Origin of the sequence: [Actinomadura] parvosata subsp. kistnae (genome assembly GCF_900323885.1) — a bacterium.
GTDB lineage: Bacteria > Actinomycetota > Actinomycetes > Streptosporangiales > Streptosporangiaceae > Nonomuraea > Nonomuraea composti.
Window position 1 is genome coordinate 604,754 of sequence record NZ_OOHJ01000006.1, and the last position, 24,350, is coordinate 629,103.

19 protein-coding genes and 2 pseudogenes are annotated in these 24,350 nt (G+C 69.3%); 11 read left to right on the forward strand and 10 right to left on the reverse strand.

Annotation, left to right across the window (positions count from 1 at the left end):
- The first annotated feature begins 134 nt into the window (after positions 1–134).
- Together KIS93_RS63090 and KIS93_RS68845 are read left to right on the forward strand one after the other, a co-directional pair.
- Positions 135–638: a site-specific integrase gene (locus KIS93_RS63090; protein ID WP_222107293.1), complete on the forward strand. Its 504-nt coding sequence runs from the start codon at positions 135–137 to the stop codon at positions 636–638.
- Positions 607–1,068 (forward strand): DUF4158 domain-containing protein, encoded by a 462-nt coding sequence (locus KIS93_RS68845; RefSeq protein ID WP_418114570.1) that lies wholly within the window; start codon positions 607–609, stop codon positions 1,066–1,068. Before KIS93_RS63090 ends, KIS93_RS68845 begins: the two co-directional genes overlap by 32 nt.
- Positions 1,069–1,109: 41 nt before the next feature.
- On the opposite strand, the pseudogene KIS93_RS06565 reads toward KIS93_RS68845, so the two are convergent.
- A pseudogene (locus KIS93_RS06565) lies at positions 1,110–1,985 on the reverse strand (FAD-dependent monooxygenase); the annotation flags it as partial.
- On the opposite strand from KIS93_RS06565, the gene KIS93_RS06570 reads away from it, so the two are divergent.
- Positions 1,986–2,561: a TetR/AcrR family transcriptional regulator gene (locus KIS93_RS06570; RefSeq protein WP_186403933.1), complete on the forward strand. Its 576-nt coding sequence runs from the start codon at positions 1,986–1,988 to the stop codon at positions 2,559–2,561.
- Positions 2,562–2,617: 56 nt separating this feature from the next.
- On the opposite strand, the gene KIS93_RS06575 is transcribed toward KIS93_RS06570, so the two are convergent.
- Positions 2,618–3,499, reverse strand: coding sequence for an NmrA/HSCARG family protein (locus KIS93_RS06575; protein WP_080038607.1), 882 nt, complete (start codon positions 3,497–3,499; stop codon positions 2,618–2,620).
- Between the two features lie 114 nt (positions 3,500–3,613).
- Between KIS93_RS06575 and KIS93_RS06580 the strand changes: the two genes are divergently transcribed.
- Positions 3,614–4,357: a TetR/AcrR family transcriptional regulator gene (locus KIS93_RS06580; RefSeq protein WP_080038608.1), complete on the forward strand. Its 744-nt coding sequence runs from the start codon at positions 3,614–3,616 to the stop codon at positions 4,355–4,357.
- Between the two features lie 400 nt (positions 4,358–4,757).
- Here KIS93_RS06580 and KIS93_RS06585 read toward each other — a convergent pair whose 3' ends face one another.
- From KIS93_RS06585 to KIS93_RS06595, 3 genes are all read right to left on the reverse strand, one after another.
- Positions 4,758–6,023 carry an FG-GAP repeat domain-containing protein gene (locus KIS93_RS06585; protein ID WP_080038609.1) on the reverse strand — a complete coding sequence of 422 codons (1,266 nt, stop codon included), beginning with the start codon at positions 6,021–6,023 and terminating at the stop codon, positions 4,758–4,760.
- 147 nt (positions 6,024–6,170) lie between these two features.
- Complete coding sequence (locus KIS93_RS06590; RefSeq protein ID WP_155127108.1) at positions 6,171–7,448, reverse strand: FG-GAP-like repeat-containing protein; 1,278 nt, start codon at positions 7,446–7,448, stop codon at positions 6,171–6,173.
- Positions 7,449–7,813: 365 nt separating this feature from the next.
- On the reverse strand, positions 7,814–8,224 hold the full coding sequence (locus tag KIS93_RS06595; RefSeq protein ID WP_080038611.1) for a hypothetical protein: 411 nt from the start codon (positions 8,222–8,224) through the stop codon (positions 7,814–7,816).
- 496 nt (positions 8,225–8,720) lie between these two features.
- On the opposite strand from KIS93_RS06595, the gene KIS93_RS64710 reads away from it, so the two are divergent.
- The 5 genes from KIS93_RS64710 to KIS93_RS06620 all read left to right on the forward strand — a co-directional run bounded on the left by KIS93_RS64710 (position 8,721) and on the right by KIS93_RS06620 (position 13,603).
- A complete protein-coding gene (locus KIS93_RS64710; RefSeq protein ID WP_155127111.1) occupies positions 8,721–9,425 on the forward strand; it encodes an urease subunit gamma in 705 nt (234 codons plus the stop codon).
- Positions 9,418–11,391, forward strand: coding sequence for an urease subunit alpha (locus tag KIS93_RS06605; RefSeq protein ID WP_418114575.1), 1,974 nt, complete (start codon positions 9,418–9,420; stop codon positions 11,389–11,391). The genes KIS93_RS64710 and KIS93_RS06605 overlap by 8 nt, the downstream gene beginning before the upstream one ends.
- A gap of 68 nt (positions 11,392–11,459) precedes the next feature.
- Positions 11,460–12,134, forward strand: coding sequence for an urease accessory protein UreF (locus tag KIS93_RS06610; RefSeq protein WP_080038613.1), 675 nt, complete (start codon positions 11,460–11,462; stop codon positions 12,132–12,134).
- A gap of 24 nt (positions 12,135–12,158) precedes the next feature.
- Entirely contained in the window at positions 12,159–12,860 is a 702-nt protein-coding gene (gene ureG, locus KIS93_RS06615) for an urease accessory protein UreG (protein WP_080038614.1), read from the forward strand.
- Positions 12,861–12,925: 65 nt separating this feature from the next.
- Positions 12,926–13,603 (forward strand): urease accessory protein UreD, encoded by a 678-nt coding sequence (locus KIS93_RS06620; protein ID WP_222107294.1) that lies wholly within the window; start codon positions 12,926–12,928, stop codon positions 13,601–13,603.
- A gap of 97 nt (positions 13,604–13,700) precedes the next feature.
- On the opposite strand, the pseudogene KIS93_RS68850 reads toward KIS93_RS06620, so the two are convergent.
- Positions 13,701–14,230 (reverse strand): annotated as a pseudogene (locus KIS93_RS68850) (Tn3 family transposase); the annotation flags it as partial.
- 412 nt (positions 14,231–14,642) lie between these two features.
- Here KIS93_RS68850 and KIS93_RS06630 point away from each other — a divergent pair.
- Complete coding sequence (locus tag KIS93_RS06630) at positions 14,643–15,905, forward strand: MFS transporter (protein ID WP_186403934.1); 1,263 nt, start codon at positions 14,643–14,645, stop codon at positions 15,903–15,905.
- A 73-nt stretch (positions 15,906–15,978) separates the two neighbouring features.
- Here KIS93_RS06630 and KIS93_RS06635 read toward each other — a convergent pair whose 3' ends face one another.
- Positions 15,979–17,187: a cytochrome P450 gene (locus tag KIS93_RS06635; protein WP_230466160.1), complete on the reverse strand. Its 1,209-nt coding sequence runs from the start codon at positions 17,185–17,187 to the stop codon at positions 15,979–15,981.
- Between the two features lie 72 nt (positions 17,188–17,259).
- The gene (locus tag KIS93_RS06640; protein WP_186403935.1) at positions 17,260–19,488 is read right to left on the reverse strand and encodes a RiPP maturation radical SAM C-methyltransferase; all 2,229 of its coding nucleotides are present in this window, start codon (positions 19,486–19,488) and stop codon (positions 17,260–17,262) included.
- Positions 19,489–19,943: 455 nt separating this feature from the next.
- Here KIS93_RS06640 and KIS93_RS06645 point away from each other — a divergent pair, with 455 nt between their 5' ends.
- Complete coding sequence (locus KIS93_RS06645) at positions 19,944–20,807, forward strand: TauD/TfdA family dioxygenase (protein ID WP_186403936.1); 864 nt, start codon at positions 19,944–19,946, stop codon at positions 20,805–20,807.
- Positions 20,808–20,929: 122 nt separating this feature from the next.
- On the opposite strand, the gene asnB is transcribed toward KIS93_RS06645, so the two are convergent.
- A complete protein-coding gene (gene asnB / locus KIS93_RS06650; protein ID WP_080038619.1) occupies positions 20,930–22,756 on the reverse strand; it encodes an asparagine synthase (glutamine-hydrolyzing) in 1,827 nt (608 codons plus the stop codon).
- Positions 22,757–22,824: 68 nt separating this feature from the next.
- Entirely contained in the window at positions 22,825–24,345 is a 1,521-nt protein-coding gene (locus KIS93_RS06655) for an aldehyde dehydrogenase (protein ID WP_080038620.1), read from the reverse strand.
- Positions 24,346–24,350: the final 5 nt, after the last annotated feature.

Consider the following 24,350-nt stretch of genomic DNA (forward strand, 5'->3'; position numbering starts at 1 on the left):
CCTCCTCCATGACCGTGGGCGGATCCCTGACCGCCGCCTCCGCGAACACCCGGCGCGCCCACCGCAGGACCTGATCGCTTTTGCCTCCCACCATGGCGAGGAGATCGGCGCGCGGTCCCCGGCTACGCGATCGGGTGCTGTTCGAGACTGCCTACGTCTGCGAAGTCTGCCGCCTGTACGTCGAAGACCTGGACCTGCGCCTGGACGAACACGTCCGCGTCCACGGCAAGGGCGACAGCGTCCGCACCGTATTGCTGGACGACCGCGGCTGCGTCACCCTGCTCAAGCTCCACCTGGCCTGCGCCGGCTACACCGCCGGGCCGCTGTTCCGAGCCTCGATCAACGGCCGTGGTGGGCCGCCGTCCTACGACGCGGCCCACCACCGCCGGCAGACCCGTCCCGGCGATGCCGACCGAGCCCGGCACCGGCACCGATGGCGGGCCCGGCTGCGCAGCAAAGTGACCGGCGCTGCGCTGGCCGAACAGACGCGCCTGGCCGTGGCCGGGCTGCTGATCGCTGCCAGCGGCGGGCATGTGGGGTTGCATCGCCGCCGCGGTGCACGTGCGGCTCTCGCAAGCGCCTGCGGGTGCGGCGGAACGGCTGACGATGCTGAGCACAGATCTGACCTGGGCGGGTGAGGCGCGTTGGCAACCCGAGTATTCACCGACGTGGAGATCGCGCCTGCGATCGTTTCCGGAGATCAGCCGCGAGGAGCTCATCCGGTTCTTCACGTTGACGGCGGCGGACGTGGAGTCCATTGACTTCGGCGGGAACGGGGGACTTGCCGATGGCCTGGGGCTCGCTGGTCACCTGTGCACCCTGCCCTGGACGGGCTTCGTCCCCGCCGCTGCTTTCGAGTCGTTTCAGGCGGCCCTGGTGAAGTCGGGCAGGGGGCGGGCGTTCCTGGCCTGGGCGCGGCGTTCCACCGCGCTCATGGCCTTCATCAGCGGCAGGCGGGCCACGACGTCGCGGACGCAGCGGCCGCCGTCGGTCTTGGGCACCTTGAGGCGGACGTTGGGGCCGATCTGCTGCTTGTCGTTCACCAGGGGCCGGTGCGCCGCGTCGTAGCGGGGGAAGACCACCCGGTGGTCGCCGTTCGCGGCGGCGAGCTCCCCTGCCAGGCGGTAGGCACCGACCAGGGCGAGTTCGGCGCCCGCGCCCGAGGCGGGGGAGGCGCACCAGGCGGCGTCGCCGAGCAGCACGACGCGTCCGTCGGACCAGGAGTTCATCCGTACCTGGCCCAGGGCGTCGAAGTAGAAGCCGGGGTCGGTCAGGGCCGAGTCGAGAAGCTGCCTGGTCCGCCAGCCCGCCTCACCGGCGAACGCCTCGCTGACCAGGCGCTTGTGCTCGGCGACGTCCCGGTGGTCGTAGTCCAGGGGAGCGGAGCGGAACATGAAGTAGGCCTTGGCCTGGGCGTGGTTCCCGGACCGGTAGATGCCGGCCATCTTGCCCGGGGTGTTGAACATCGTCACCCAGCGGTCCTCGCCGAGTGCGGCGTCGGTGTCGGCGAAGGCGAAATAGTGGTCCTTGAACGTGATGAACCGCTCCTCGGGCCCGAAGGCGATCCGCCGGACGTTGGAGTGCATGCCGTCGGCCCCGACGACCGGGTCGAAGCGGCGGGCGGGGGAGTGCTCGAAGGTGACGTGCACGCCGTCGTCGTCCTGTTCCAGGGCGCGGATGGAGTCGCCGAGCAGGACGTCCACGTCGGTCGCCGCGCGCAGCAGGGCGACCAGGTCGCCGCGCATGATCTCCGGGGAGGCCGGGTCCTGAGTGTGGATGCGGGCGACGGCCCGGCCGGTGGCGTCGACGAACTGCATGCCGCGCACGTCGGTGGCCAGCTCGCGGACCCGGGGCAGGAGGCCCATCCGCTCGACCACCGTGACCGCGTCGCCGCGCACGTCGACGCCGTTGCCACCCAAGCGGAGCGCGGAGGCGCGTTCCACCACCGTGGGCTGGATACCGTGGCGTGCCAGCCAGGAGGCCAGTTGTCAACGCCCGCTGGACGCCGTCCTCGTGCCGACGCCGTGCGCAACCGCCGGCTCGCCCTCGACGCGGCCACCGCGCTGCTGGCCGAACCGGGTGCGTCCCTCACCGTCGAGGCGATCGCCGCCCGTGCGGGCCTGGGTGCCGCGACCGTCGTGCGCGCCTTCGGCGGCAAGGATGCCCTCCTGGACGCCGCCGTCTCCCGCCTGCTCGAACCGGTCGTCCAGCGCGCCCGCGACCTGCTCGCCGAAGTCGCGCCGTACGAGGCCCTGCGCATTTTCCTGCGCGAACTGATCACCTTCCAGGCCGCGCACCACGCCGTCAACGACCAGTTGGCAGGCCTCGACCTGCCCGCCACCACCAGCCTGCGCGCCGGCCTGGTCGCCGCCGTGGAGGACATGATCGAAGGCGCCCGCCGCGACGGCGCCGTCCGCACCGACCTCGACCTCGCCGTCATCACGACACTGATCGGCCAGACCGCCCTGGCCGTCGCACGCGCACAGTCGTCCTCGCCCGGCCTCCTCGACGCCTACCTCACCGTCCTGCTGGACGGCCTCAGCCCGCACCCACCGGCCTGACGCACCACCCTCGAGATCGGCTCTGTCTCCACCGGGGGAGGCGACACGGTGTCCGGTCACGCCGGCAGGGGCTCCATCTGTGCCAGCAGGCGCGCCTTGCCCGATCGGTTCAGCCAGGCGGTGAAGTCCATGAGGCCAGCGTGCGCTTCGCGCAGGGGTGCGAGGTCGGTGTCGTAGTAGGTCTCGTCGGCCCAGGTGAAGACCTTCGCCACCTCGGGGGCGTGCTCCCAGAGGACTTCGAGCGGAACCCGGGTGCGCGGGACCTCGCGGCCGGCCGCCGCGCTCAGTGCCTCGGCGATCTGCGGCGCCGTCAGCCTGTCGCCGGTGATCTCCAGGGCCCGGCCCAGGTAGACGTCCGGCTCGGCGAAGGCCAGCGCGGCGAACGCCCCGGTGTCCTCGATGGCGATGAGCTGCATCACCAGGTCGTCGCGCCACGGGACGTTGAGCGAGCCGTTCTGGAAGAACCGGGCCGCACTGGTGAAGTCCTCCATGAACCCCGCGGGGCGCAGGATCGTCGCGGGCACGCCCAGGTCGCGGATGTGCTCCTCGATCTGCCACTTGTCGATGGCGCCCCAGCCGCGCTCGACGTAGAACCTGTTCTGGCTCTCGACGCCGCCGACCGACGAGTACACCAGATGCTGCACGCCCGCGGCCTTGGCGGCGTCGGCGACGTTCCTGCCCTGAGTGATCTCGTTGGGGTTGGCGGACTGGACGCTGTAGATGCCGTACGCGCCGTGTGCTGCCGCCTCGATGGAGGCACGGTCGTCCAGGTCGCCGCGGACGAGCTCGGCGCCGGCGCCCGCGAGTGCGACGGCCGCCGGCGTGGTGTCGTCGCGGACGAGGGCGCGGACGTGCCAGCCGTCGGCGAGCAGGCGGCGGGCGGTGGCGCCGCCCTGGTTCCCGGTGGCGCCGGTGACGAGCACGGTCTTGGTGTTCATGGAGCACTCCTGTTGTCGGCTGCTTCGATGCGGCGACCATATGACGATTTTTGAAAATCCGTCAACTGCAAGTTGTAGTTGACGGAATCTCGCAATTCGTCATAGGGTTCCCGGGTGAGCGCCAACGTCGAACGAGTTCGTGACCCCCAGCAGCGAGCCGAACGGGCCGCGCGGATCCTCGATGTGGCGGCGGACCTGCTGGTACGCCACGGCTACCGGCGGGTGACCATGGACGATGTCGCCGACGGAGCGGGTATCGGCAAGGGCACCGTCTATCTGCACTGGAAGACCCGCGAGCAACTGTTCAGCGCGGTCTTCGCGCGCGAGGTGCTCTACGCGATGGACGAGCTGCGGCAGGCGCTGCGGAAGGATCCGTCGGCCTGCCTGCTGCACAACTTCGCACGCGTCTACTTCCTGGCCATCACGAACCGCCCCCTGCTGCACGGGCTGCTCCTGGCCGACCCCCACCTGCTCGGCAAACTGACCACCACCCCCGACCGCGACGACCGGCACGGCACCATGGCGCGCGCCTACCTGCAGCTGCTCGCCGAGCACGGCGTGCTCCACGACGACATGCACCTCGATGAGATCGGCTACGCCTACCAGGCGACCTTCGAGGGCTTCCTGCGAGCCGAAGGAACCGCCCCGGCGGGCGGCCCGGAACAGCGGGCCGACCTGCTCGCACGGACGATCCAGTCCGCCTTCGTGAAGAAGCGGACCATCCCCGACGCGACGCTGCGGGGCCTCGCCGCCGCCACCGTGACGCTGATCAGCGATCTGATTGACACCGATCGCGCCGAATTCGGCATCCCCGACGCCGACGACCCCGGACGGGACGGCACGCCCCTCCCCGCGTGATCTGCAGACCGGGACGCCCCGGCCCGATCGTCCAACCTCAGCATCGCAACCGGGCTGCCCACCATTGACTACCTCGACGTCAACCGGTGACCGCGGAGAACGCCGACGCCGATCAGCGAAAGGCAGCCCACCAGGAGTGAGCCTGCCGCCGTGGCGCGCCCCGGCGGTACCGGTCCGAGCCGTGAGCTGCCGCTGCGTGTCCTGGCCGGTGCCGTCGGGCGAGCCCGCCGGCACCGGCCAGGACACAGGGTCGGATGTGCTTTTGCACCACCGATCCCAGGCACTCTTCGCTGTTCAGCACGGCCAGAAAGCACATCGACTGAGCTGGGCCGTCGTCGACGGCTTTCGATGATCTGAGGCTGGTGCTTCGCAGACGGGCCGGCCCTCAGAGCGGTGATCGCTAAAGGATGAACTTGAAAGTCTCCCAGCCGCCGTTGCCGATGGGAGTGCGGCCGCCGAGACCGAGGTTGTTGTTCGGGTAGTAGAAGAGCTGTCCGGCGGAGTCCACGCCGAGGACGTCGGCGAATCCGTCACCACTGAAATCCATGGCGCGGACGAAGCGGAAGCCCTGCCAGCCGCCGTTGCCGAGCTGGATCCGGGGGCCGAGCCCGGCGCCCAGGTGAGGGTAGTACCACATGAGGCCGTCCGCGTCGACGCCGAGCACGTCGGCGAATCCGTCACCGCTGAAATCGGCGGCCATGACGTGCTTGAAGCTTTCCCAGCCGCCGTTGCCGATCTGAATTCTGGCGCTCAGACTGTCGCCATTGTGCGGGTAGTACCAGAGGAGACCCGCATCATCCACGCCTAGCACATCGGCGTGGCCGTCGCCGCTCCAGTCGGCGGCCATGAAATGTCGGAAGGTCTCCCAGCCGCCGTTGCCGATGGGAGTGCGGCCGCCGAGGCCGAGATTGTTGTTCGGGTAGTAGAAGAGCTGTCCGGCGGAGTCCACGCCGAGGACGTCGGCGAATCCGTCACCGCTCCAGTCGGCCGCGCGGGCGAACTTGAAGTTCTGCCAGCCGCCGTTGCCGAGTTCCGTCCGGGTGCTGAGGTTGACCCCGTTGTTGGGATAGTAGTAGAGCTTGCCGGCGCCATCGACGGCCAGCACGTCCGAATATCCGTCTCCGCTGAAATCGGAGATGCGTTCCCCGTAAGGACGCGCCACCCACCAGGACGTCTGCTTCCGTGCGCCGGGCCAGCCGAAACTGAAGTGAATATGATCCGTGTGGGCATTGTCGCCGTTGTAAGCCTTCCAGGTGCCCGCCTGCCAGATCTGGCGATTCCAGATGATGTAGAGGATGCCCAGGCGCCTGGCTATCGCGTTCGGGTTGCCGTACCGGTCGGTCGCCAGCAGCCAGTTGAGCACATCGTTCGCCGCGGCGGCTTGGACCGGGTCGCTGATGTTGAAGTGGTAGTCCAGCGCCCGGCCTTCTTTGTGTTCGCTGGTCCCGCCGCTGGAGCAGTCGCGGACGATGCCGGAGGTATGCGTGCCGTACGTTCTGTTGAGCAGGTCGCGGAAGTCCACCACGCCGGGCTTCGGCGTGGGGTCGCAGGTGGTCTGGTATTGCGCGGGTGCGTATCCTTCGATCGCCGGGCCGAAGTTCGGCGTGGGCGGCGCGGCGGATGCGGGTGCGGCGGTCGCGACCAGATGAGTCGTCAGAACGGCCATGAGTGCTAGGGATATCGATAAGAGGCGGGTTCTCGCGTTCCGGCACGGTCGATTCCTGGGCATGCGGCATTTCCTTTCGTTTGGGCTGCGTCGCTGAGCGCGGTGGGACGGCAGCCTGTACGGCATGTGCCGCACAGGCTGCAGATGTCAGGCGATGTGGTGGACGTTGTCCCACGTGTCGTAGATCCAGGTGGCGCCCCTGTAGGGAGTGCCGTTCCATATTTGACTGCCGTTGGCGTATACCTGCAGTTCGCCGGTGTCCGCGATGGCCATCAGGTCGGCGAATCCGTCCCCGGTGAGGTCGCTGGCCGTGATGTCCAGGACGTGGTCCCAGCCGGCCTGGGCCGACCAGGTCAGGTCCGTGAACGGCCGGTCCTGCCCGGGTAGCTTGATCCCGTTCGCGAACAGGCTGAGGTAGCCGTTCGTGCGGATGGCCAGCAGGTCTCCGAAGCCGTCACCGGTGGCGTCGCCGATCGCGATGTCGATCACATCGTTGCCCCAGCCGCTGGTGTAGTCCCACGTCAGGCTCCGGAAGGGCTTGGCGTCCGCGCCGGTCTCCCTGGTGTTGACGTAGACATGCAGGTGCCCGTCGGTGGTGGTGGCCGCCAGGTCGGCGAATCCGTCATGGTTGACATCGCCCGCCGCGATGTTCGTGTAGCTGCCCCAGTTCGGATACGACCAGAACGCCGAGGTGAAATAGGCGCCGTTGCCGATCTTGGAGGCGTTCGGATAGATGTCCAGCTTGCCGTCGCTTGTCAGCGTCAGCAGATCCGCGAAGCCGTCCCCGGTCACATCCGCCGTGGTGATCGATCCGGCGTAGGCGGACCAGTTCGTGTTGTCCCCGGCCCAGGTCCGCGTCAGGAACGGCTTGCCGCCGTAGGAGGGGGTCTTGATCCCGTTGGCGTACACCACCAGACGGCCTTCGGCGTCGACCGCCGTCAGATCGCCGAACGCGTCACCGGTGACATCACCCTCACTTCGATCCACCGGCCTTTCGCCGACGGCCAGCCGTTCGACCGCCGCCCGTGCCCGGTCCAGGTACTTCTGGTACGCACCCGTGTTGTAGGTGACCCAGGGCTTCCAGTTGGAGCCCCCGCCAGAGATGGCGTAGGCGGCATTGGCATTGCACTGGGCGTCGAAGAGGCACTCCGACGAATAAGGATGGATGGAGTTGATCTGCCAGAGTCCACGGTCGACGGTGCCGTTGGTGTTGGTGTGCGAAGCACCCGGATTGCAGCCTGATTCAGCCAGGGCGACGGCTACCGCTGTCACGAGTGCCGAACGGGGAAACCCCGCCTGGTTGCCGACCGCAGCGCACAAGTCCTCCGGCGTCGAGGCGCGCGCCGGCGAGAGCGGAGCAATGCTCCAGCCGAGCAGCGTTGCGAGTCCGACGAGGAGAACTGCGGATAATCGATAAAAGCGCATTCTTCCGCTCCTTTGTGGCGTGACAGTTGTTGCTCGGGAAAGGTGGTATTTTCAGGTTCATCGAATACGTCGGCCCGGAGGACGCCTTGCCCTCGGCTTCGGAGGCTCTGCGTGCTGTGAAGGCACAGCCGCGCGGACGGGCGGGGGATGAGCTCCGTACTACGCAGAAAGAGGCCGGCCCCGATATATGACTGTTGATACCCTTGGCTTTTCCCGGGTCAGGTTCCTTGAATATGGCATAGCGGCAAAAGGTTCGCCCAGGGCGCCAGCCGGGCATTCTCGGGACTTTGTCTTCCCGAGGGACCTCTGCTGGTTACTCGAGACGATCAGGCGATGGCCGCGACGATGTGTTCGAGATGGACCCTCTAGATGTCGCGGCAGCGGGCGCGGCGCAGGCCGGTGACCGAGACGGCTTGGTAGATGGGCGCCTCGTCAACCGCGCAGCCAACATCCTGCTGAGCAAAGATCACTCTGTGGCGGGGATGGCGCGGTCGTCGCGATGGGTGGTCTTGCGGCGGTGCAGGCGGCGGGCCGGGGTTGGTGGCCGGCAGGTCCTGGCGCTGGGCCCAGGTGGTGAAGGAGATCAGCGCGGACGGGTGCCGGTTCGAGGTGGCTGGCGCGGCGCTGTCCCAGGCGGCCATCACCGCGGCGTAGTCGCCGCAGTCGAGCTCGGCGACCGGGTGGCGCGGCCCGGTGGCCGCGGTCAGCCGGGCCAGGGTACGGGCGTAGCCGGCGCGGGTGGTGGCGGCGCCGGGCGAGCCGAGGAACGTCTCCACGGCGCCGGCGACGCCGGCCCGCCCGTCGGCCCGCCCATCGGCCCGCCCACCGGCCCGTTCGCCGGCAGACCCGGGGGTGCGCCGGGGAAGGCGACGACCGGCATGACCACCTCCGCAAGGCTGATGTGACAGATGGCGCTACCGGGCCGGCCCGGACGGGGCGAGCGGTGAGCTGGGAAGGGCGCCGCTCTGCGAGCAGTATGTGACAGGTAATGCGGGTTCTCTGTCGCTGGTAATGGATCCTTCACCGTCGCGCTACGCCACCATAGGTATTCATCCAATTACTGTCTGTGGGCGGCGGCTGTTGATCTGTTGACGCCTCGGGTCGCCTTGCGGGTCGCCAGTCCGAACTGGCGCTCCGGCGGGCGCGACAGGCGGGAACTCCGGTTCCCCTCTGGATCGAGCGGACGGCTGCCGCATGGCTGAGGCCAGGCGGTGTCCGCACCGTGGTGGTCCCCGGGAAGAGCCCGGGGCGGAGCGAAGGCGAGGTGGCGGAGTGCATCTGACTCTGCACGAGCAGGAACGTCTGATGATCCATGTGGCCGCGGACGTGGCTCACAAGCGGAGAAAGCGAGGGCGGAGGCTCAACTACCCGGAGACAGTCGCGATCTTGACCGCGTACGTGCTGGAAGGGGCCCGGGACGGCAGATCCGTCAAGGACCTCATGGAGTTGAAGCATCAGCCGGACGACCTGCCGCTGCCCACGTACGACGAGGTCATGCCCGGCGTGGCGGAAATGATCAGCGACCTGCAGATCGAGGCCACCTTCCCCGACGGCACCAAGATGGTCACTCTTCGCCACCCCATCCAGAAGCTGGGCATCCTCCCCGTTCCAGAGGGGGACAAGGAACCAGAGGGGGACAAGGAAGAGGCGCTGGTTCACCCCGGCAAGATCGACCATCCGCGCGACGCCGGCCCGGTGGCCTTCAACGCCGGCCGCGAGGTCACGATCGTGACGGTCACCAATACCGATGACCGCCCCATCCATGTGGGCTCGCACTTCCACTTCTTTGAGACCAACTCCCGCCTGGCCGTCGAGCCCAGCCGCGAGGCGGCCTACGGCAAGCGGCTGAACATCCCCGCGAGCAGTTCGGTGCGTTTCGAACCCAACGACCCGCTGGAGGTGGAGCTGGTGCCCATCGAGGGCAAGCGCATCGTCGAGGGCCTGAACGGCAAGGTCGGAGGAAAGCTCCGTGACTGACTCACCGACCCTGGAGCCGCCCGCCCCCGAGTCGTCGGCGCCGCTGCCTGAGCCGCGCAGGCACGACAGGCATCAGCCGCTGAGCCGGGTCGACTACGCCGACCGGTTCGGGCCCACCGTCGGGGATCGTATCCGGCTGGCCGACACCAACCTGCGGATCGAGATCACCGAGGACTGGTGCGGCGGTCCCGGCCGCAGTGGCAACGAGGTCATCTTCGGCGGCGGCAAGGTCGTGCGGGAGTCGATGGGCCAGTCGTGCGCGCCGCGTGATGCGGCGCGGTTCGGCGCCCCGCAGCCGCCCGACACCGTCATCACCGGCGCGGTCATCCTGGATCACTGGGGGATCGTCAAGGCTGACGTCGCCATCCGCGACGGCCGCATCGTCGCGCTCGGCAAGGCTTACAACGACGAGACCATGGACCGGCTGCACGACGGCCACCCCACGGCAACGGACTTCGTGATCGGCCCGGAGACGGAGGTCATCTCCGGCAACGGCAAGATCCTCACCGCCGGCGGCGTCGACACCCACGTGCACTTCATCTGCCCCGAGCAGATCACCGAGGCGCTGGCTTCGGGGGTGACCACGCTGATCGGCGGCGGCACCGGCCCGGCCGAGGGCAGCACCGCCACCACCGTCACGCCCGGCTCCTGGCATGTGGCGCGGCTGTTCGAGGCGCTGGACGGCTTCCCGGTCAACATCGGGCTGCTCGGCAAGGGCAACACGATGTCGACGGAGTCGCTGTACAACCAGGTGGAGGCGGGCGTGCTCGGCCTGAAGGTGCACGAGGACTGGGGCGCCACCCCGGCCGTGCTGCGCCGCTGCCTGGAGGTGTGCCAGGCGACGGGCGTGCAGCTCGCTCTGCACGCCGACTCGTTGAACGAGGCCGGCAACGTCGAGGACACCATCGCGGCCATCGGCGACCACCCGATTCACGTCTTCCACGTGGAGGGCGCCGGCGGCGGCCACGCCCCGGACATGATCAAAATGGTCAGCCTGCCGAACGTGCTGCCCGCCTCCACCAACCCGACCCGGCCCTTCACCGTCAACACGGTCAAGGAGCACATCGACATGGTGATGATCGCCCATCACCTCAACCCGCTGGTGCCGGAAGACCTGGCGTTCGCCGAGTCGCGGATCCGGCCCTCCACGATGGCCGCCGAGGACGTCCTGCACGACATCGGCGCGATCTCGATCATGTCGTCGGATGCCCAGGCGATGGGCCGCATCGGCGAGATGATCACGCGGACGTGGCAGACCGCGCACGTGATGAAGGAGCGGCGTGGCGCGCTGAAAGGCGACCAGGCGGGCCCGGACGGGCACGACAACTATCGCGCCCGCCGCTACATCGCGAAATACACCATCAACCCGGCCCTCGCGCACGGCATCGACCACGAGGTCGGCTCGGTCGAGGTGGGCCGGCTCGCCGACCTGGTGCTGTGGGAGCCGAAGTTCTTCGGCGTCAAGCCGCACCGGGTGATCAAGGGCGGTCAGATCGCCTACGCGCAGGTCGGCGACGCCAACGGTTCCATCAGCACCCCGCAGCCGATCCTGCCCCGCCCGATGTGGGGCGCGACCGGCCGGGCCCCGGCCGCCAACTCGGTCAACTTCGTCACCGCGGCCGCCATCGAGGCCGGCCTGCCCGGCCGGGTCAGCGTGCGCAAGACGTTCACGCCCATCCGCGACACCCGCAAGGTCTTCAAGGCCGACATGCGGGAGAACGACGCCATTCCCGACCTCCGCGTCGATCCCAACACCTTCGAGGTGGTGATCAGCAGCTTGGAGGACGAGAACGTGAACAGGACGGAGACCGCCACGACCGAACAGATCACCGAGATCGACACCGAGATCGAGCAGCTCGGCAAGGAGATCGAGGAGATCGAAGACATCGCCGACCCCGACCCCGACCCCGATCACGGCAAAGGCGCCAGTGAGCTGCCGATGGCGCAGCTGTACTTCCTGTTCTGATCACCGCCTGTCGTGATCACCGTCTGTCGTGAACGACCGCCCCGCGCTTGAAAGGTGTGCCGCGTCCGATGCATCGTGCCGCGCTGCTCGTCCTGGCCGACGGCCGCTTTCCTGCCGGCGGGCATGCCCACTCCGGCGGGGCCGAGGCGGCCGTCACCGCGCGACGGGTGCGCGACGTGGCAAGCCTGCGGGAGTTCTGCCGCGGCCGGCTGCACACGGCTGGCCTGGTCGCGGCGGGCCTGGCCGCCGCGGCCGCCGCGGGCTACGACCCGCTCCTGCTGGAGGAGGCCGCCGACGCCCGCACCCCCTCACCTGCGCTGCGCCAGGCCGGGCGCAGGCTGGGCCGGCAACTGCTGCGCGCCGCCCGCGCCGCCTGGCCCTCGCCCGAACTCGACGCCCTGGCCGCGGCCCGGCCCCGCGGCGCGCACCAGCCCGTCGTCCTCGGCCTGGCCGCCCGTTCGGCCGGCCTGACGCCGCTGGACGCCGCTTATGCGGCTGCTTACGAGAGCGTCAGCGGCCCGGTCACCGCGACCGTCCGCCTGCTCAGGCTCGATCCCTTCGACGCCACCGCCGTCCTGGCCCGACTGGCCGCCGACCTCGACCATGTCGCGGCCGGCGCGGCCGAGGCCGCGCAGCGCGTCCCCGCCGACGGGGTGGCCGCGCTGCCGGCCGCCTCGGCGCCGCTGCTCGACATCACCGCCGAACAGCACGTCATGCGCCCGGCCCGCCTGTTCGCGTCCTGACCACCACATCCCTGCGGAGCAGCCATGCACCTGCACCACGACGACGCCTTTCCCGACAGCCACGTCCACGGCCCCGCAGGCTCCGCCGGCGAAGGACCGGACGGCCGGCGCCGCGCCCTGCGCATCGGCCTGGGCGGACCGGTCGGCTCCGGCAAGACCGCCACCGTCGCCGCCCTGTGCCGCACCCTGCGCGCTGAGCTGTCCATCGCCGTCGTCACCAACGACATCTACACCCGCGAAGACGCCGAATTCCTGCTGCGCCAGGCCGTCCTGCCCGCCGACCGCATCACCGCCGTACAGACCGGCGCCTGCCCGCACACCGCCATCCGGGACGACATCTCCGCCAACCTCGAAGCCGTCGAAGATTTGCAGGACCACCTCGGACCCCTCGACCTCATCCTCATCGAATCCGGCGGCGACAACCTCACCGCCACCTTCTCCAAGGGCCTCGTCGACGCGCAGATCTTCGTCATCGACGTCGCCGGCGGCGACGACATCCCCCGCAAGGGCGGCCCCGGCGTCACCACCAGCGACCTGCTCGTCATCAACAAGACCGACCTCGCCCCGCACGTCGGCGCCGACCTGGAGGCCATGGCCCGCGACGCCAAAGCCCAGCGCGGTGACCTGCCCACCGTGCTGACCGCGGTCAAAACCGCAGGCGGTATCACCCCTGTGGCCGACTGGATCCGCGAGCGGCTCGCCGCCTGGACCGCGGGCCCCGCATGAGGATCGCGGCCGCTTCGCCCCCACCCGCGCAGGGCGCCCCAGCGCAGCCCACACCGGCCCCGGCCGTGCCGGTTGAGCCCGGGCCCGGCGTGCGCGCCACCGCCCGCATCCGCGCCGCCCGTGCCGGCGACACCACCGTCTTGCCCGTGCTGGCCGGTGACGGCCCCTTCGACCTGCGCCGCACCCGCCCGCAGGGGAACCGGGCCCGGGTGTGCATCCTCGGCGTGATGAGCGCACCCCTCGGCGGCGACCGGCTGCGCATCGAGGCCACCGCCGAACCCGGCGCCCACCTGCACATCACCACCGCCGCCGCCACCATCGCGCTACGCGGCCCCACCACCGCCCACGCCACCTACGACGTGCACCTGCGCGTGGCCGAACAGGCGAGCCTGCACTGGCTGCCCGAGCCGCTGATCTCCGCCGCCCGCAGCAACCTGCGCCAGAGCTGCACCATCGACCTCGCCGCCGACGCCCGTCTCGTCCTGCGCGAAGAACTGGTCCTCGGCCGCTCCGGCGAACCACCGGGCCGGCTGACCACCCGCCTCACCGTCCACCGCGACGGACGGCCGCTGCTGGACCAGCAGAACACCTACGGGCCGGACGCGCCCGGCTGGGACGGCCCGCCGTCCTGGACGGCCACCGCGCCGCCGGCCAGCTCCTCATCGTCGACCCGGCCTACGACAAGGAGCCGCCCGCCGTCCGGCTGTTCGGCGACGACCCCGCGGGCGGGCAGGCCGTGCTGACCCCGCTCGCCGGACCTGCCGTCCTGATCACCGCGCTCGCCCCGAACACCCTGCGGCTACGCCACCTCCTCGATGCAGCCGACCCCTCGGCCGATGAGCTGCGGCCGGCCTCCCGGAAGGTCTCGGAGATGCGGTTCTTGCGGGAGTCGGAGCGCAGGCGCCGCATCAGCGTGGCCGAGGACAGGCGGCCCTCGCTGATGGAGATCGCCACCCGCATCAGGTCGAACCCGAACAAGGTGGCCAGGGCGAAGACCGGGGAGTTCTGGCCCTGCATTCGCCAGCAGCCCTTCGATCAGGTGCACCGACTCCCACCCCCCCGCACGGGATGAACCGGGCGAACAGCGCCACGTAGGTGTCGGAGACGTAGGGGCCGACGTGGCGATACCAGCTCAGCCAGTGGGCGGTACGCGCCACGATCGGCAGCAGCGACCGCTCGGGCATGCGTCGCTCGATCTCGGCCGCCAGACGCTCGGCGTCGGCATGGCTGCCCCTGGCGCGGCGGCGCTTGAGGGTGGGCACACCACCCTCGTCGATGACCAGATCGGCGTTGCCGAGGTAGCCGGCGTCCAGATGCGCGGCCGCGCTCAGGTGGGCGTCCTTGAGGTGAGCGACGAAACCGGCGGGGGTGTGACTCCTGGGGTGGGGTGGGGTCGATTCCTGAGGGACGGGACCAACGTTCCGGTCGGCTCGGGTGTCCGCAAGGGAATCGGTGTCGTCCGCCTGTCCGGCGTGCGTTATTACGCGTGTACGCGCAGGTCGGCATAGGTGTTCACGCGAGGCCCGGCGCACCGGCCAGGAACCCCTTGCGAAGCCTTTATAGATCCATCTAGCATGACCGAATGTCCGCATTCAACACGAGTGGTGGGTGAAAGTCAGAGCGCACCTGACAACGTCGGGCGAATAGTCCCCGGCGCATGATGAGCGCATTTGTGCGCGCGCGTGGATTCAGCCGCCTCGGGCCGTGAGAGATAGGAACACACGTGCATTCTTCAGTGGCCGCCTGCGAGTTCCCTGGCCGGTGCGGATGACGTCGTCGCCCATGGAACAACAGAAAGGATGGCGGACCCGGCTGCTCGAGTCCGTGGAGCTGCAGACGGGTCCTCGGCGGGTCCTGGCGATCTCGACGCTGGTGAACACCACGGGCAGCGGGCTGTTCCTCACGGCCGGGGCCCTGTACTTCACCCGCGTCGTCGGATTGTCCGTGGTGGAGGTGGGCGCGGGGCTCACGATCGCCGGTTTCGCCGCGCTCGCCGCCGGGATCCCGGTGGGCAGGATGGCCGACCGGTGGGGGCCTCGCCGGCTGTGGGCGATGTTCCTGGTGCTCGAAGCCTGCGCCATGGCGGGCTTCCTCTTCGTGAACTCCTTCCCGTCCTTCGTGGTCATGGCCTGCGCGAGCCAGTTCGCGGCGGCGGCCAGCCAGACCGCGCGCATGCCGGTGTTCCGCCGCATCGGCGGCGCCGGCGCGACCCGGCTGCGTGCCGTGATCCGGTCCCTGGTCAATGTCGGCACGAGTCTCGGTGCTCTGGCGGCCGGCGTCGTCATCACCATCGACACCCGCTTCGCCTACACCGTCCTCATCCTCGCCAACGCGATCAGTTTCGCGGTGAACGTGTTCCTGGTCCTGCTTTTGCCCAAGCTGGATCCGCTGCGCGCCAAGTCGGAGAGCACGACGGGCGTGGCGCTGCGCGACCGGCCTTTCCTGGCGATCACCGTGCTGAATGGCATCCTGGCGTTGCAGGGGCCTGTGCTCACGTTCGCGATACCGCTGTGGATCGTGCAGAACACGGCGGCACCACGGTCGATATTCGCGATTCTGGTCACCATCAACACGGTGCTGGTCGCGCTTTTTCAGCTCAGCGCGACAAAAGGCATCGACAACGTGATAAAGGCGGGCGGCGCGGCCCGTACCGCGAGTATCGGCCTTTTCCTGGCGTTCTTTCTCTTCGGCTGGGCGTCAGGGTTCAGCGCGACCGTCGCGACCGTTCTGCTCATCGTCGGAGTAGTCGTGCTGACCTTGGCGGAGCTGCGTTATGCGGCTGCCGAGTTCGAATTGAGCTTCGGGTTGGCGCCCGCTCAGCTGCAGGGCGAATACAGCGGGGTCTTCGGGCTCGGGCAGGGTCTGGCCGCCTCGGCCGGGCCGTACCTGCTCGCGGTGCTCGTGCTAGGAGGAGCCGGCATCACCGGCTGGATCGTCCTCGGCGTGCTGATGGTGGCGGCGGGACTGCTGGTTCCGGCGGCTGTGGCGTGGGCGGAGCGGACCCGTTCCCATGAGCCGGAGGCGGGCTCGGAAGCCAAGGCCTGATGCCGGTGAGGCCGCCGTGGCCGAGTGCGAGGTGCTCGGCCACGGCGGCCTCACCGCTTTCACGTTCCGCCGGTCACCACGTGACCGGCAGGCGCTGGACGCCGTAGATGACCGCGGCCTGCCTCGTCGGCACCTCCTCGGGAGGAAGGGCGAGGCGTAGGCCGGGGAACCGTTCGAACAATGCAGGGAACGCCAGCCGCATCTCGGCGCGGGCGAGCTGCTGGCCGAGGCACTGGTGGATGCCGTGGCCGAAGGCGAGGTGGCCCATGTTCCGCTTTCCCGCCCTGGCGTACCGCGTGATGTCCAGGCTGTCCGGGTCGTCGAAACACGCGGGATCCCGGTTGGCCGCCGCCAGGGACATGCAGACCACCTGGCCCTTCTTGATGGTGACCCCTTCGATGTCCACGTCCTCCAGGGCCGCCCGCATCGGGCCGATGTGAATGATGGTGAGGTAGCGCAGCAGCTCCTCGACCGTGCTGTCGATCAGTGAGGGGTCCTGACGCAGCGCCGCGACCTGGGCGGGATGCTCGAGCAGGGCGAAGGTGCCGAGCCCCAGCATGTTGGCCGTGGTCTCGAAGCCGGCGCCGAACAGCATGAAGCCGATGTTGGTGAGCTCCTCATCGGTGAGGTCGCTGTTGTTGATCAGGTCGCTGTAGAAGTCGTCCGTCGGCCTGGCCCGCTTGCTGGCGATCAGCGGCGGGAAGAGGCTCTGCATGGTGATGAACGCCTCGATGAGGTCGGCCTGCTTGGTGTTCAGGTCGACGGCGACGCCCATCGCCCGCTGGAACTCCGCTCGCTCGCTCTCCGGGATGCCCAGCAGGTCGCAGATGACCGCCGACGGGATGGGAACCGCGAACTCCTCGACCAGGTCGACGGGCGGGCCCGAACGTTCCATGGCGTCCAGGCAGCTTCGCACCACTGCGCTGATCTTCGGTTCGAGCTGTCTGATCCGGTGAACGGTGAACTGGGCGATGAGGAGCCGGCGGTAGCGGGTGTGCTCGGGCGGGTCCATGCGGATGAACATGCCCGGCTCGGACGGCTGCCGCTTCTTGGAGATGTCCCGATCGACGGGCAGGTGCATGAGCTCGCGCCGGTTGCTGAACCGGTCGTCCGCGAGGATCTTCCGCACGATGCGATGACTGCAGGCGAGCCAGCCCTCGTGCCCGTCGGCGAACGTCATCGGGGTGAGCGGATGCTGCTCGCGGATGCTGGCGAACACGTCCGGCGGGTCGAAGGGCCCAGGTCTCTTGCCGGTCGGAAAGGTGAACGCGGTTTCTGTCACTGTGTCTTCCTCGAAGCGTGGAGCCTGGTCTTCCTCGAAGCGTGGAGCCTGCCCGTCCGTGACAGCCGGCTCTCAGGTCGTGCCGGTCAGCAGGGGAAGGTCTCTGGGGACCCGGACGGCGGGTTTCGGGCTCGGCAGCCGCCGCCGGTTGAGGACCGGCAGGGCGAGGTAGCTGTCGCCGTCGCGGACGACGAGGCCCGCCTTGAGCAGCCGCTCCAGAGCACCCGCGATCTCCGTGGCGGGCACGGGCACGGGCAGGGCCCGCTCGATCGCCTGCGCGGACCGGAGCTGGTCGAGCGCGAGCAGGACAGCGCTGGCCGCCGGGTCGAGGTCGAACTCGGTCTCGGGGCGGGGCCGGGCGGGCCGGGTGTCGATGACGCGAAGGTGGTCGTCCGTCCAGGACGCTTCGAGCCGCGCCTCGGCGTGGTCCTGTCGCCAGCGCTCCGCGGCGGCCGACATCGCGGCCAGCACCGGCTCGGAGGCGAGGGGTTCGTCGCAACGCATGCGGAAGAAGTAGGCGATGTCCCGGCGTTCGGCGCTCGGCAGGTCGGCGTACACGTGGTCGTAGGCGCGCTCGTGCGTCAGCTCGACGATCCCGAAGTCCGCGCCCGACTCGTAGAAGGGGCTGAAGCGATCCGCGCGGGCCGGGCCGACGTGTTCCGGCGGCGACAGGTGGGGGACGAGGCTGAACAGCTGCGGCAGGTCCGCGTAGTCGTCGTCGGTCTCGCCCGGGAAGCCGTGCAGATAGTTCCACGACACGTCGATGCCGAGCTCGGCGCACCACTTCATCGTCTGCAGGTTCCGCAGCCTGGTGGTCCCCTTGCGCATGGCCTCCAGGAGCCGGTTGCTCATCGACTCGATGCCGGGCTGCAGGTGGTGGACGCCCGCGTCGCGCAGCAGCATGAGCTGGTCGAGGCGGAGGTTGGACTTCACCTCGTAGTGCAGGGAGACCTTCAGGTCCGACTGCGCGATCATCGGCAGCAGGTCGTTGAAATAGCGGTAGTCGAGGATGTTGTCCACGACCAGCACGTTCGTCCGGCGCTTCGGGCCCGGCCCGTAGTCGTGGACCAGCTTGCGCAGCTCGTCGAAGGCTCTCGCGGCCGACTTGCTCCTGAACGCCATCGTCATGCCGTTCAGGCCGCAGAACGTGCAGTGCTTCTTCTCGCCCCACCAGCAGCCCCGCGAGGTCTCCAGGGGGACGGCGGTGTCGACCGGCAGGCTGCTGCCGGGCCCGGAGGCCCGCAGCCGGGTGTAGAAGTCGTGGTATTCCGGCACCGGCAGGTCGTCCATGCTGGGGGCGGTGCCGGCCACGATGACGGCCCGGCCCCCGGGCTGCGGCTCCGCCCTGGCGCTCCAGAACGGGTCCGCTTCGATCCAGCCGGGACGGCCGCCCGCGGCGCGGAAGTCGCTCACGAACCGGCTGATCAACCACTCGGCCTCGCCGCGGAACACGTAGTCGATCGCGGGGTAGTTCCTCAGGATCGCCGAGCCCATCGGCCCCTCGCAGTTGCCGCCGCCCATGATGACGGTGATGTGCGGGTGCAGCTGCTTCAGCCGGCGGGCGAACCCGAGGGCGGCGACGTTCTGCTGGAAGGTCGACGTCAGCCCGACGAGGTCGTAGCGTTCCCAGACCTCGTGGCGCGCCAGGGCGTCCAGGAACGGCGCCGTCAACGCCTTGATCTCACCCAGCTGGAAGATCGTGGCGAAGTCGGCGAACCCTCCGTGCTCGTCGAGCAGGACCTCGTTCAGGAACCGCTCGCCGCCGTCCGCGCCCTCGACCGAGCCCTCCGTGAACAACCACTCGCCGACCAGGGCCACCTTGGGGGAGGAGGTGCCGATGCGGTTGTACATCGTGTTGCCGACGGCTTCGGCGAAGTCCAGGTTGGCGTAGATGACGTCGCTGGCGATGCTGCTCGCGGTGAGGGCGGACTGCAGCAGGGAGACCCCGATCGACGCCCAGCGGGTCTCCGCCCACGGCATCACCACGAAGGCCACGCGTGGCGACGCGGTGCCGTCCTGCCCGGTGCTGCCCTGCCCGGTGCTGTCCTGCGCTGTGGGGTTCGCCGCGGCGATGTCGAGGCTCATCGTCGCGCTCCGGCCCAGGCGCGCTCCACCTCCCCGGGCGAAGAACCCTTCGATCTCCTCGCGCAGCGATCCGCCGAGCGCGCTCGCCGGATCGATTTCGGCGGCACGCAAGGCCGCCGACACGTCCTCCCGGAGCGCTTCGCGAAATGCCGGGTCGATAAACGTACGGGTCAGCAGCGCGCGCTGTTCGCCGGAGAACTCGCTGGAGACTCCCATAGGCTCTCCCCTTCCATCGGTGACACCGGGAGGCATGGCGGATTCCAAGATTGTAAGCGAGAAAGGCCGGTGTGCAACCAATGCGGCAGATGAATGTGAATGATGTGCCCCGGTCCATTGTTGGAACGCGTCAATAGGGGCTCCCGATTGACCCGTCAGGCAAAGAGCGGGCTCTTGACTGCGCCGGGTAAGGAAGTCAGGGGCGGTAGTTCACGGAACGTATTCATCCGGCCGACGTGACAAGAGTGCTTGACGAGGCGTCGGGGATCGACCTACGATCATTTCGGCCTAGATCAACGAGAGAAAGGAATGGCCGTGAAGAAGCGTTACGTGAAGCCCGTCGTGCGTCACATCGACCTCCTGGGTGCTGTGATCATCGACTAAGTTCCTCGACAGGTATGTCGTTAAAGGAAGAACAGGCGGTCCATTCAGTGTCCACTCGTGAGGGAAGCATCTTGAGTGAGATCTGCCTCAGTGAAGCCGACCGGCGCGAGCTCGCTGAAGTGGCGTCGGTCGTGGTGGGGTGGTCACTGGATGGTCCGTCCATAGAAGCCCTGCGCGAGCGGGCCGGCCAGTCCGAGTCGCTCCGGTCCATCGGGCTGGACGTGCGGCGCAGGATGCGCGAGGACGGCTTCGCCCTGGTCAAGAACGTCCCGTGCAGCGAGGACGCCGAGCTCGTCGCCTTTCTCGGCCTCATCGCCATCCCCTCTGCTCCGGGCAACGGCGATACCCTCTTCTTCGACATCTCGCCGAGTTCGTCGCGCTCGGACGACGTGTCGGGCACCAGCGCCGAGTTTCCGCTGCACACCGATTCCACATTCTTCTCCGTCCCCCATGACGTGCTCGCCCTGGCGTGCGTGCGAAACAGTGACTCGGGCGGCGAGTCCATCATTGTGCGCGCGGCGGACGTGGCGGATCGGGTACGCGCCATAGGCGGCGCCGACGCACTGGCGGCACTCGGCGACCAGGTTTATCCGTTTTACCTGCGCGACCCGCTGTTCGGTCACGGAATTCAGCTGGTGCCCATCCTGGTCGCGGACGGCGACGAATGGTGCATCCGCTACCGCGGCGATATTCTGGCGAAGCTGACCGAGCGGTTCGAACTCGACGAGGTCCACCGGCACGCACTTTCCGTGCTCAACCAGGTGGTCGCCGAGCCCGAATCGGGCGCGGTGCAGGTGCGGCTGGAGACGGACGACCTCATCATCGTCGACAATCGCCGGGCGCTGCACGCGCGGACGGCACTCGGCCCCGGCGAACGGCGGCTCCGGCGAATGAAGGGCTATTCGCTCGACAATTCGGCCTGGCGGATCATCTGACTCCGCGCGCCGCCCGGCGCCCGTTATGCAGGGACGCCGGGCGGCGCCTTTTTCTGCCTCCGTTTTTCTGCGTCCGTACGAGCGCTTTTCCCGCGCCCGTACGAGCCGCTTCTTCAGCGCTGTCACGGTGCGCCGGCACCGCGGGCCTGGCGGATGTGCTCACGCAGCGCCCGGTACCAGCCGAGAAGCACCACGATTCCCCAGACGGTCCTGGTGTTCGCCGACGGGTCACGGTGGAAGTCGCCGGCGAGCCGGGCCAGCCCGGCGGCCTCCAACCCGAGCTCCTCGGCGCCGGCACCCTCGTGGAGGAGATCGAGTGTCAGGTCGCGCAGCGGGCCGGCGAGCCAGACGGACGCGGGAGCGGAGAACTTCTGCTTCGGACGGTCCACGATGCTCGCGGGGACGAGCCCGCGTGCCACGGACCGGAGCACCTCCTTGGGTCGGCCCGTCATCAGCGAGCGCGCGGGCCGCGCGAGCGCCCAGTCCACCACGCCGTCGCGGAGGAAGGGCACCCGCACCTCCAGCCCATGCGTCATGGACAGCTGATCGACCCGCGGCAGGTGGTAGCCGGGCAGCTTGGCCGTGACCTCGAACCAGCGGATCACCTCGGCCGCGTCGGCCCCACCGGCCGCTAGTCCGGCGAATCCGAACCGCTCCTGGGAGACGTCGGGGGCGCACCGCTTGAGCATGTCGTCGTCCAGGACCCGGCGGCGATCGTCGTCGGTCCACCACCCGAGCGCGTTCCAGTACCGGTCGCGCCAGGGCTCGCCGCGAAGCGCGGCCTGGTGCGCCTCGTGCATGTGCGCGTAGCCCATCAGCAGCTCGTCAGAGCCGTCCCCGGCCAGCACCGCCTTGTGCTGTCGGGCCGCCAGTCCGCTGACGGCATGGGTGCTGAGACACACAGGGGTGTAGATCGGCTCGTCCATCGATCGGAGCGTCGCCAGGAAGGTCTCCTGCACGTTCGACTCCGTGAGGTGCGTGATGTCGTGCCGGGCGCCGATGTGCCGGGCGATCTCGCCGGCGTAGCCGGTCTCGTCCTGCCAGGTGTTGGCGGCGTACCCGACGCTGAAGACGTCGATCGTGCCCCTCTGCTGCGCGGCCAGGGCGGAGACGGTCGCCGAGTCGAGCCCGCCGCTGAGGAAGGCCGCGGCCGGCGCGTCCGGTGGGAGCGTTGTCGACACCGATTCCCGCAGCTCCGTGGCCAGGCAACCCTGGGGCTCCCGCGCTGCGGAGAAGGCGGGGAACCGGAGCCAGCGGGATTCGCGGACCATACCGGACGGGCGCTGCCTGTCGAAGACGACCGTGGTTCCCGGCTCGATCTTGCGCACGTGGGTCAACGGGCTGCACGCCGGTGGTGAGAACCGTACGGTGAAGTAGTCTGCGGCGGCGTCCCGGCTCACCTCGACGGGGACGTGCGGATCCGCCACGAGTGAGCGCAGCTCGGAGGAGAAGACGAGCCGGTCCTGAGCCGCGTACAGGTAGAGCGGCTTGATCCCCATCCGGTCGCGGCCGACTGTGAGAGTTTCCCGGCGGGCGTCCCAGATCGCGAAGGCGTACATTCCGTCCAGCCGCTCGGTGAAGCTCTCGGCGTCACGCAGATAGGACGCCAGGATCACCTCCCCGTCCCCGCAGGTCAGGAACCGGTGCCCGGCGCTCTCCAGGTCTTTCCTGAGCCGTGCGTGGTTGTAGATCTCGCCGTTGAAGACGAGATGCACGCCGGCCGCCCGATAGGAGATCGGCTGATCCGATCCGGCGACGTCCACGAGCGACAGGCGAACGGCGCCGAGGGCGGCGGGTCCGCTGGACACGGTTCCCCGGCTGTCGGGGCCGCGGTGCTCGAAGGCGGTCAGCAGGCGTTCGACCGTCCGGAGATCAGCGGTGTCCCGGCCCCACCTGACGACTCCTGCGATCCCGCACACTGCTGCCCCCAAACGCGTTGCTGTGACCATTGCGGTGTAGTTCGGATGGATGGCGCCGGCTGCCGCGAAGCCGCCCGAGCGGCTCCACAGGAGCGGCGTCAGGTCTTGCTGAACGGGTCGGTGATGCGGCTTCCGGTGTCGATCCAGACCGTCTTCAGCTCGGTGTACTCCTCGATCGCGTGGAAGCCGTTCTCGCGGCCGATGCCGCTCTCCTTGAATCCCCCGAAGGGCGCGACGTGGTTGGTGCGGCGGTAGTTGTTGACCCACACGGTGCCGGCACGCAGGCGCCGGACCATCCGGTGCGCCCTGGCCAGGTCCTTGGTCCAGACACCGGCGGCCAGGCCGAAACGGGTGTCGTTGGCGATGGCGACGGCCTCGTCCTCGTCGGAGAAGCGGATGACGACCGCGACCGGCCCGAAGACCTCCTCGCGGGCGATGCGCATGCGGTTGTCGACGTGCGTGAAGACCGTCGGGCGGATGAAGAGGCCGCGGGCGAGCGCCGGGTCGTCGGGGCGGTCGCCGCCGGTGGCCAGCCGTGCACCGTCCTGCTTGGCCACGTCGATGTAGTGCAGGACCTTGTCGTACTGGGCGCGGCAGGCCATGGTGCCCATCTCGGTGGCGGGATCCATGGGGTCGCCGATCCTGATCCGCTCCGTCCTGGCCACCAGCGCGTCGCAGAACTCGTCGTAGATGTCGGTGTGCACCAGGACCCGGGAGCCGGCCATGCACAGCTGCCCGGTGGCCGCGAAGACGCCTCCGACGACGCCGTTGACGGCGCTGCTCAGGTCGGCGTCGGGGAAGACGATGTTGGGCGACTTGCCCCCGAGCTCGAGCGAGACGCGGGCGAGGCGCTCCGCCGCGATGCCGGCGATCTTCTTGCCGACCGCGGTGGACCCGGTGAAGGCGATCTTGTCCACCCCGGGGTGCGCGGCCAGGGCCGCCCCGGCGTCGCCGGCTCCGGTCACCACGTTGACGACGCCGTCGGGGAACCCGGCCTCGCAGAGCAGCCTGGCCAGGACGAGCGTCGAGACGGGGGTGATCTCGGACGGCTTGATCACCACGGTGTTGCCGGCGGCGAGCGCCGGACACAGCTTCCAGAGCAGGAGCGTCAGCGGGCTGTTCCAGGGCGTGATGGCGGCGACCACCCCGATGGGCTCGCGGACCGTGAAGATCTGCATGTTGGGCACGCTGCCGGCGAGCGTCTCGCCGGTGGGGCTCTCGGCGACGCCGGCGAAGAAGTAGGCGTGGTTGGCCAGGGACTTGGCTCGTCCGCCGACCTCGCGGACCAGCCTTCCGTTCTCCAGCACCTGCACCCGGGCGAGCTCGTCGGCGTTGTCACCGATGAGGTCGCCGAGCCTGCGCAGCAGAGCGGCTCGCTGGAGCGGGGTGGAGGCGGCCCACGGGCCGGTCTCGAAGGCCCGGCGTGCGGCTTGCACGGCGTCGTCGATGTCCTGCTCGCTCGCGGCGGGCACACGGGCCCAGGGCTGGGAGGTGAACGGGTTGACGGAGTCGAACGTGGCCTTTCCTGAGGCGTCGCGCCAGACCCCGTCCACCAGCATCCGGTACTGCTCCACGTCCGCCGGGGTGCGGGGCTCGGTCGCCGCGTCGGTCGCGCTCATCTGGG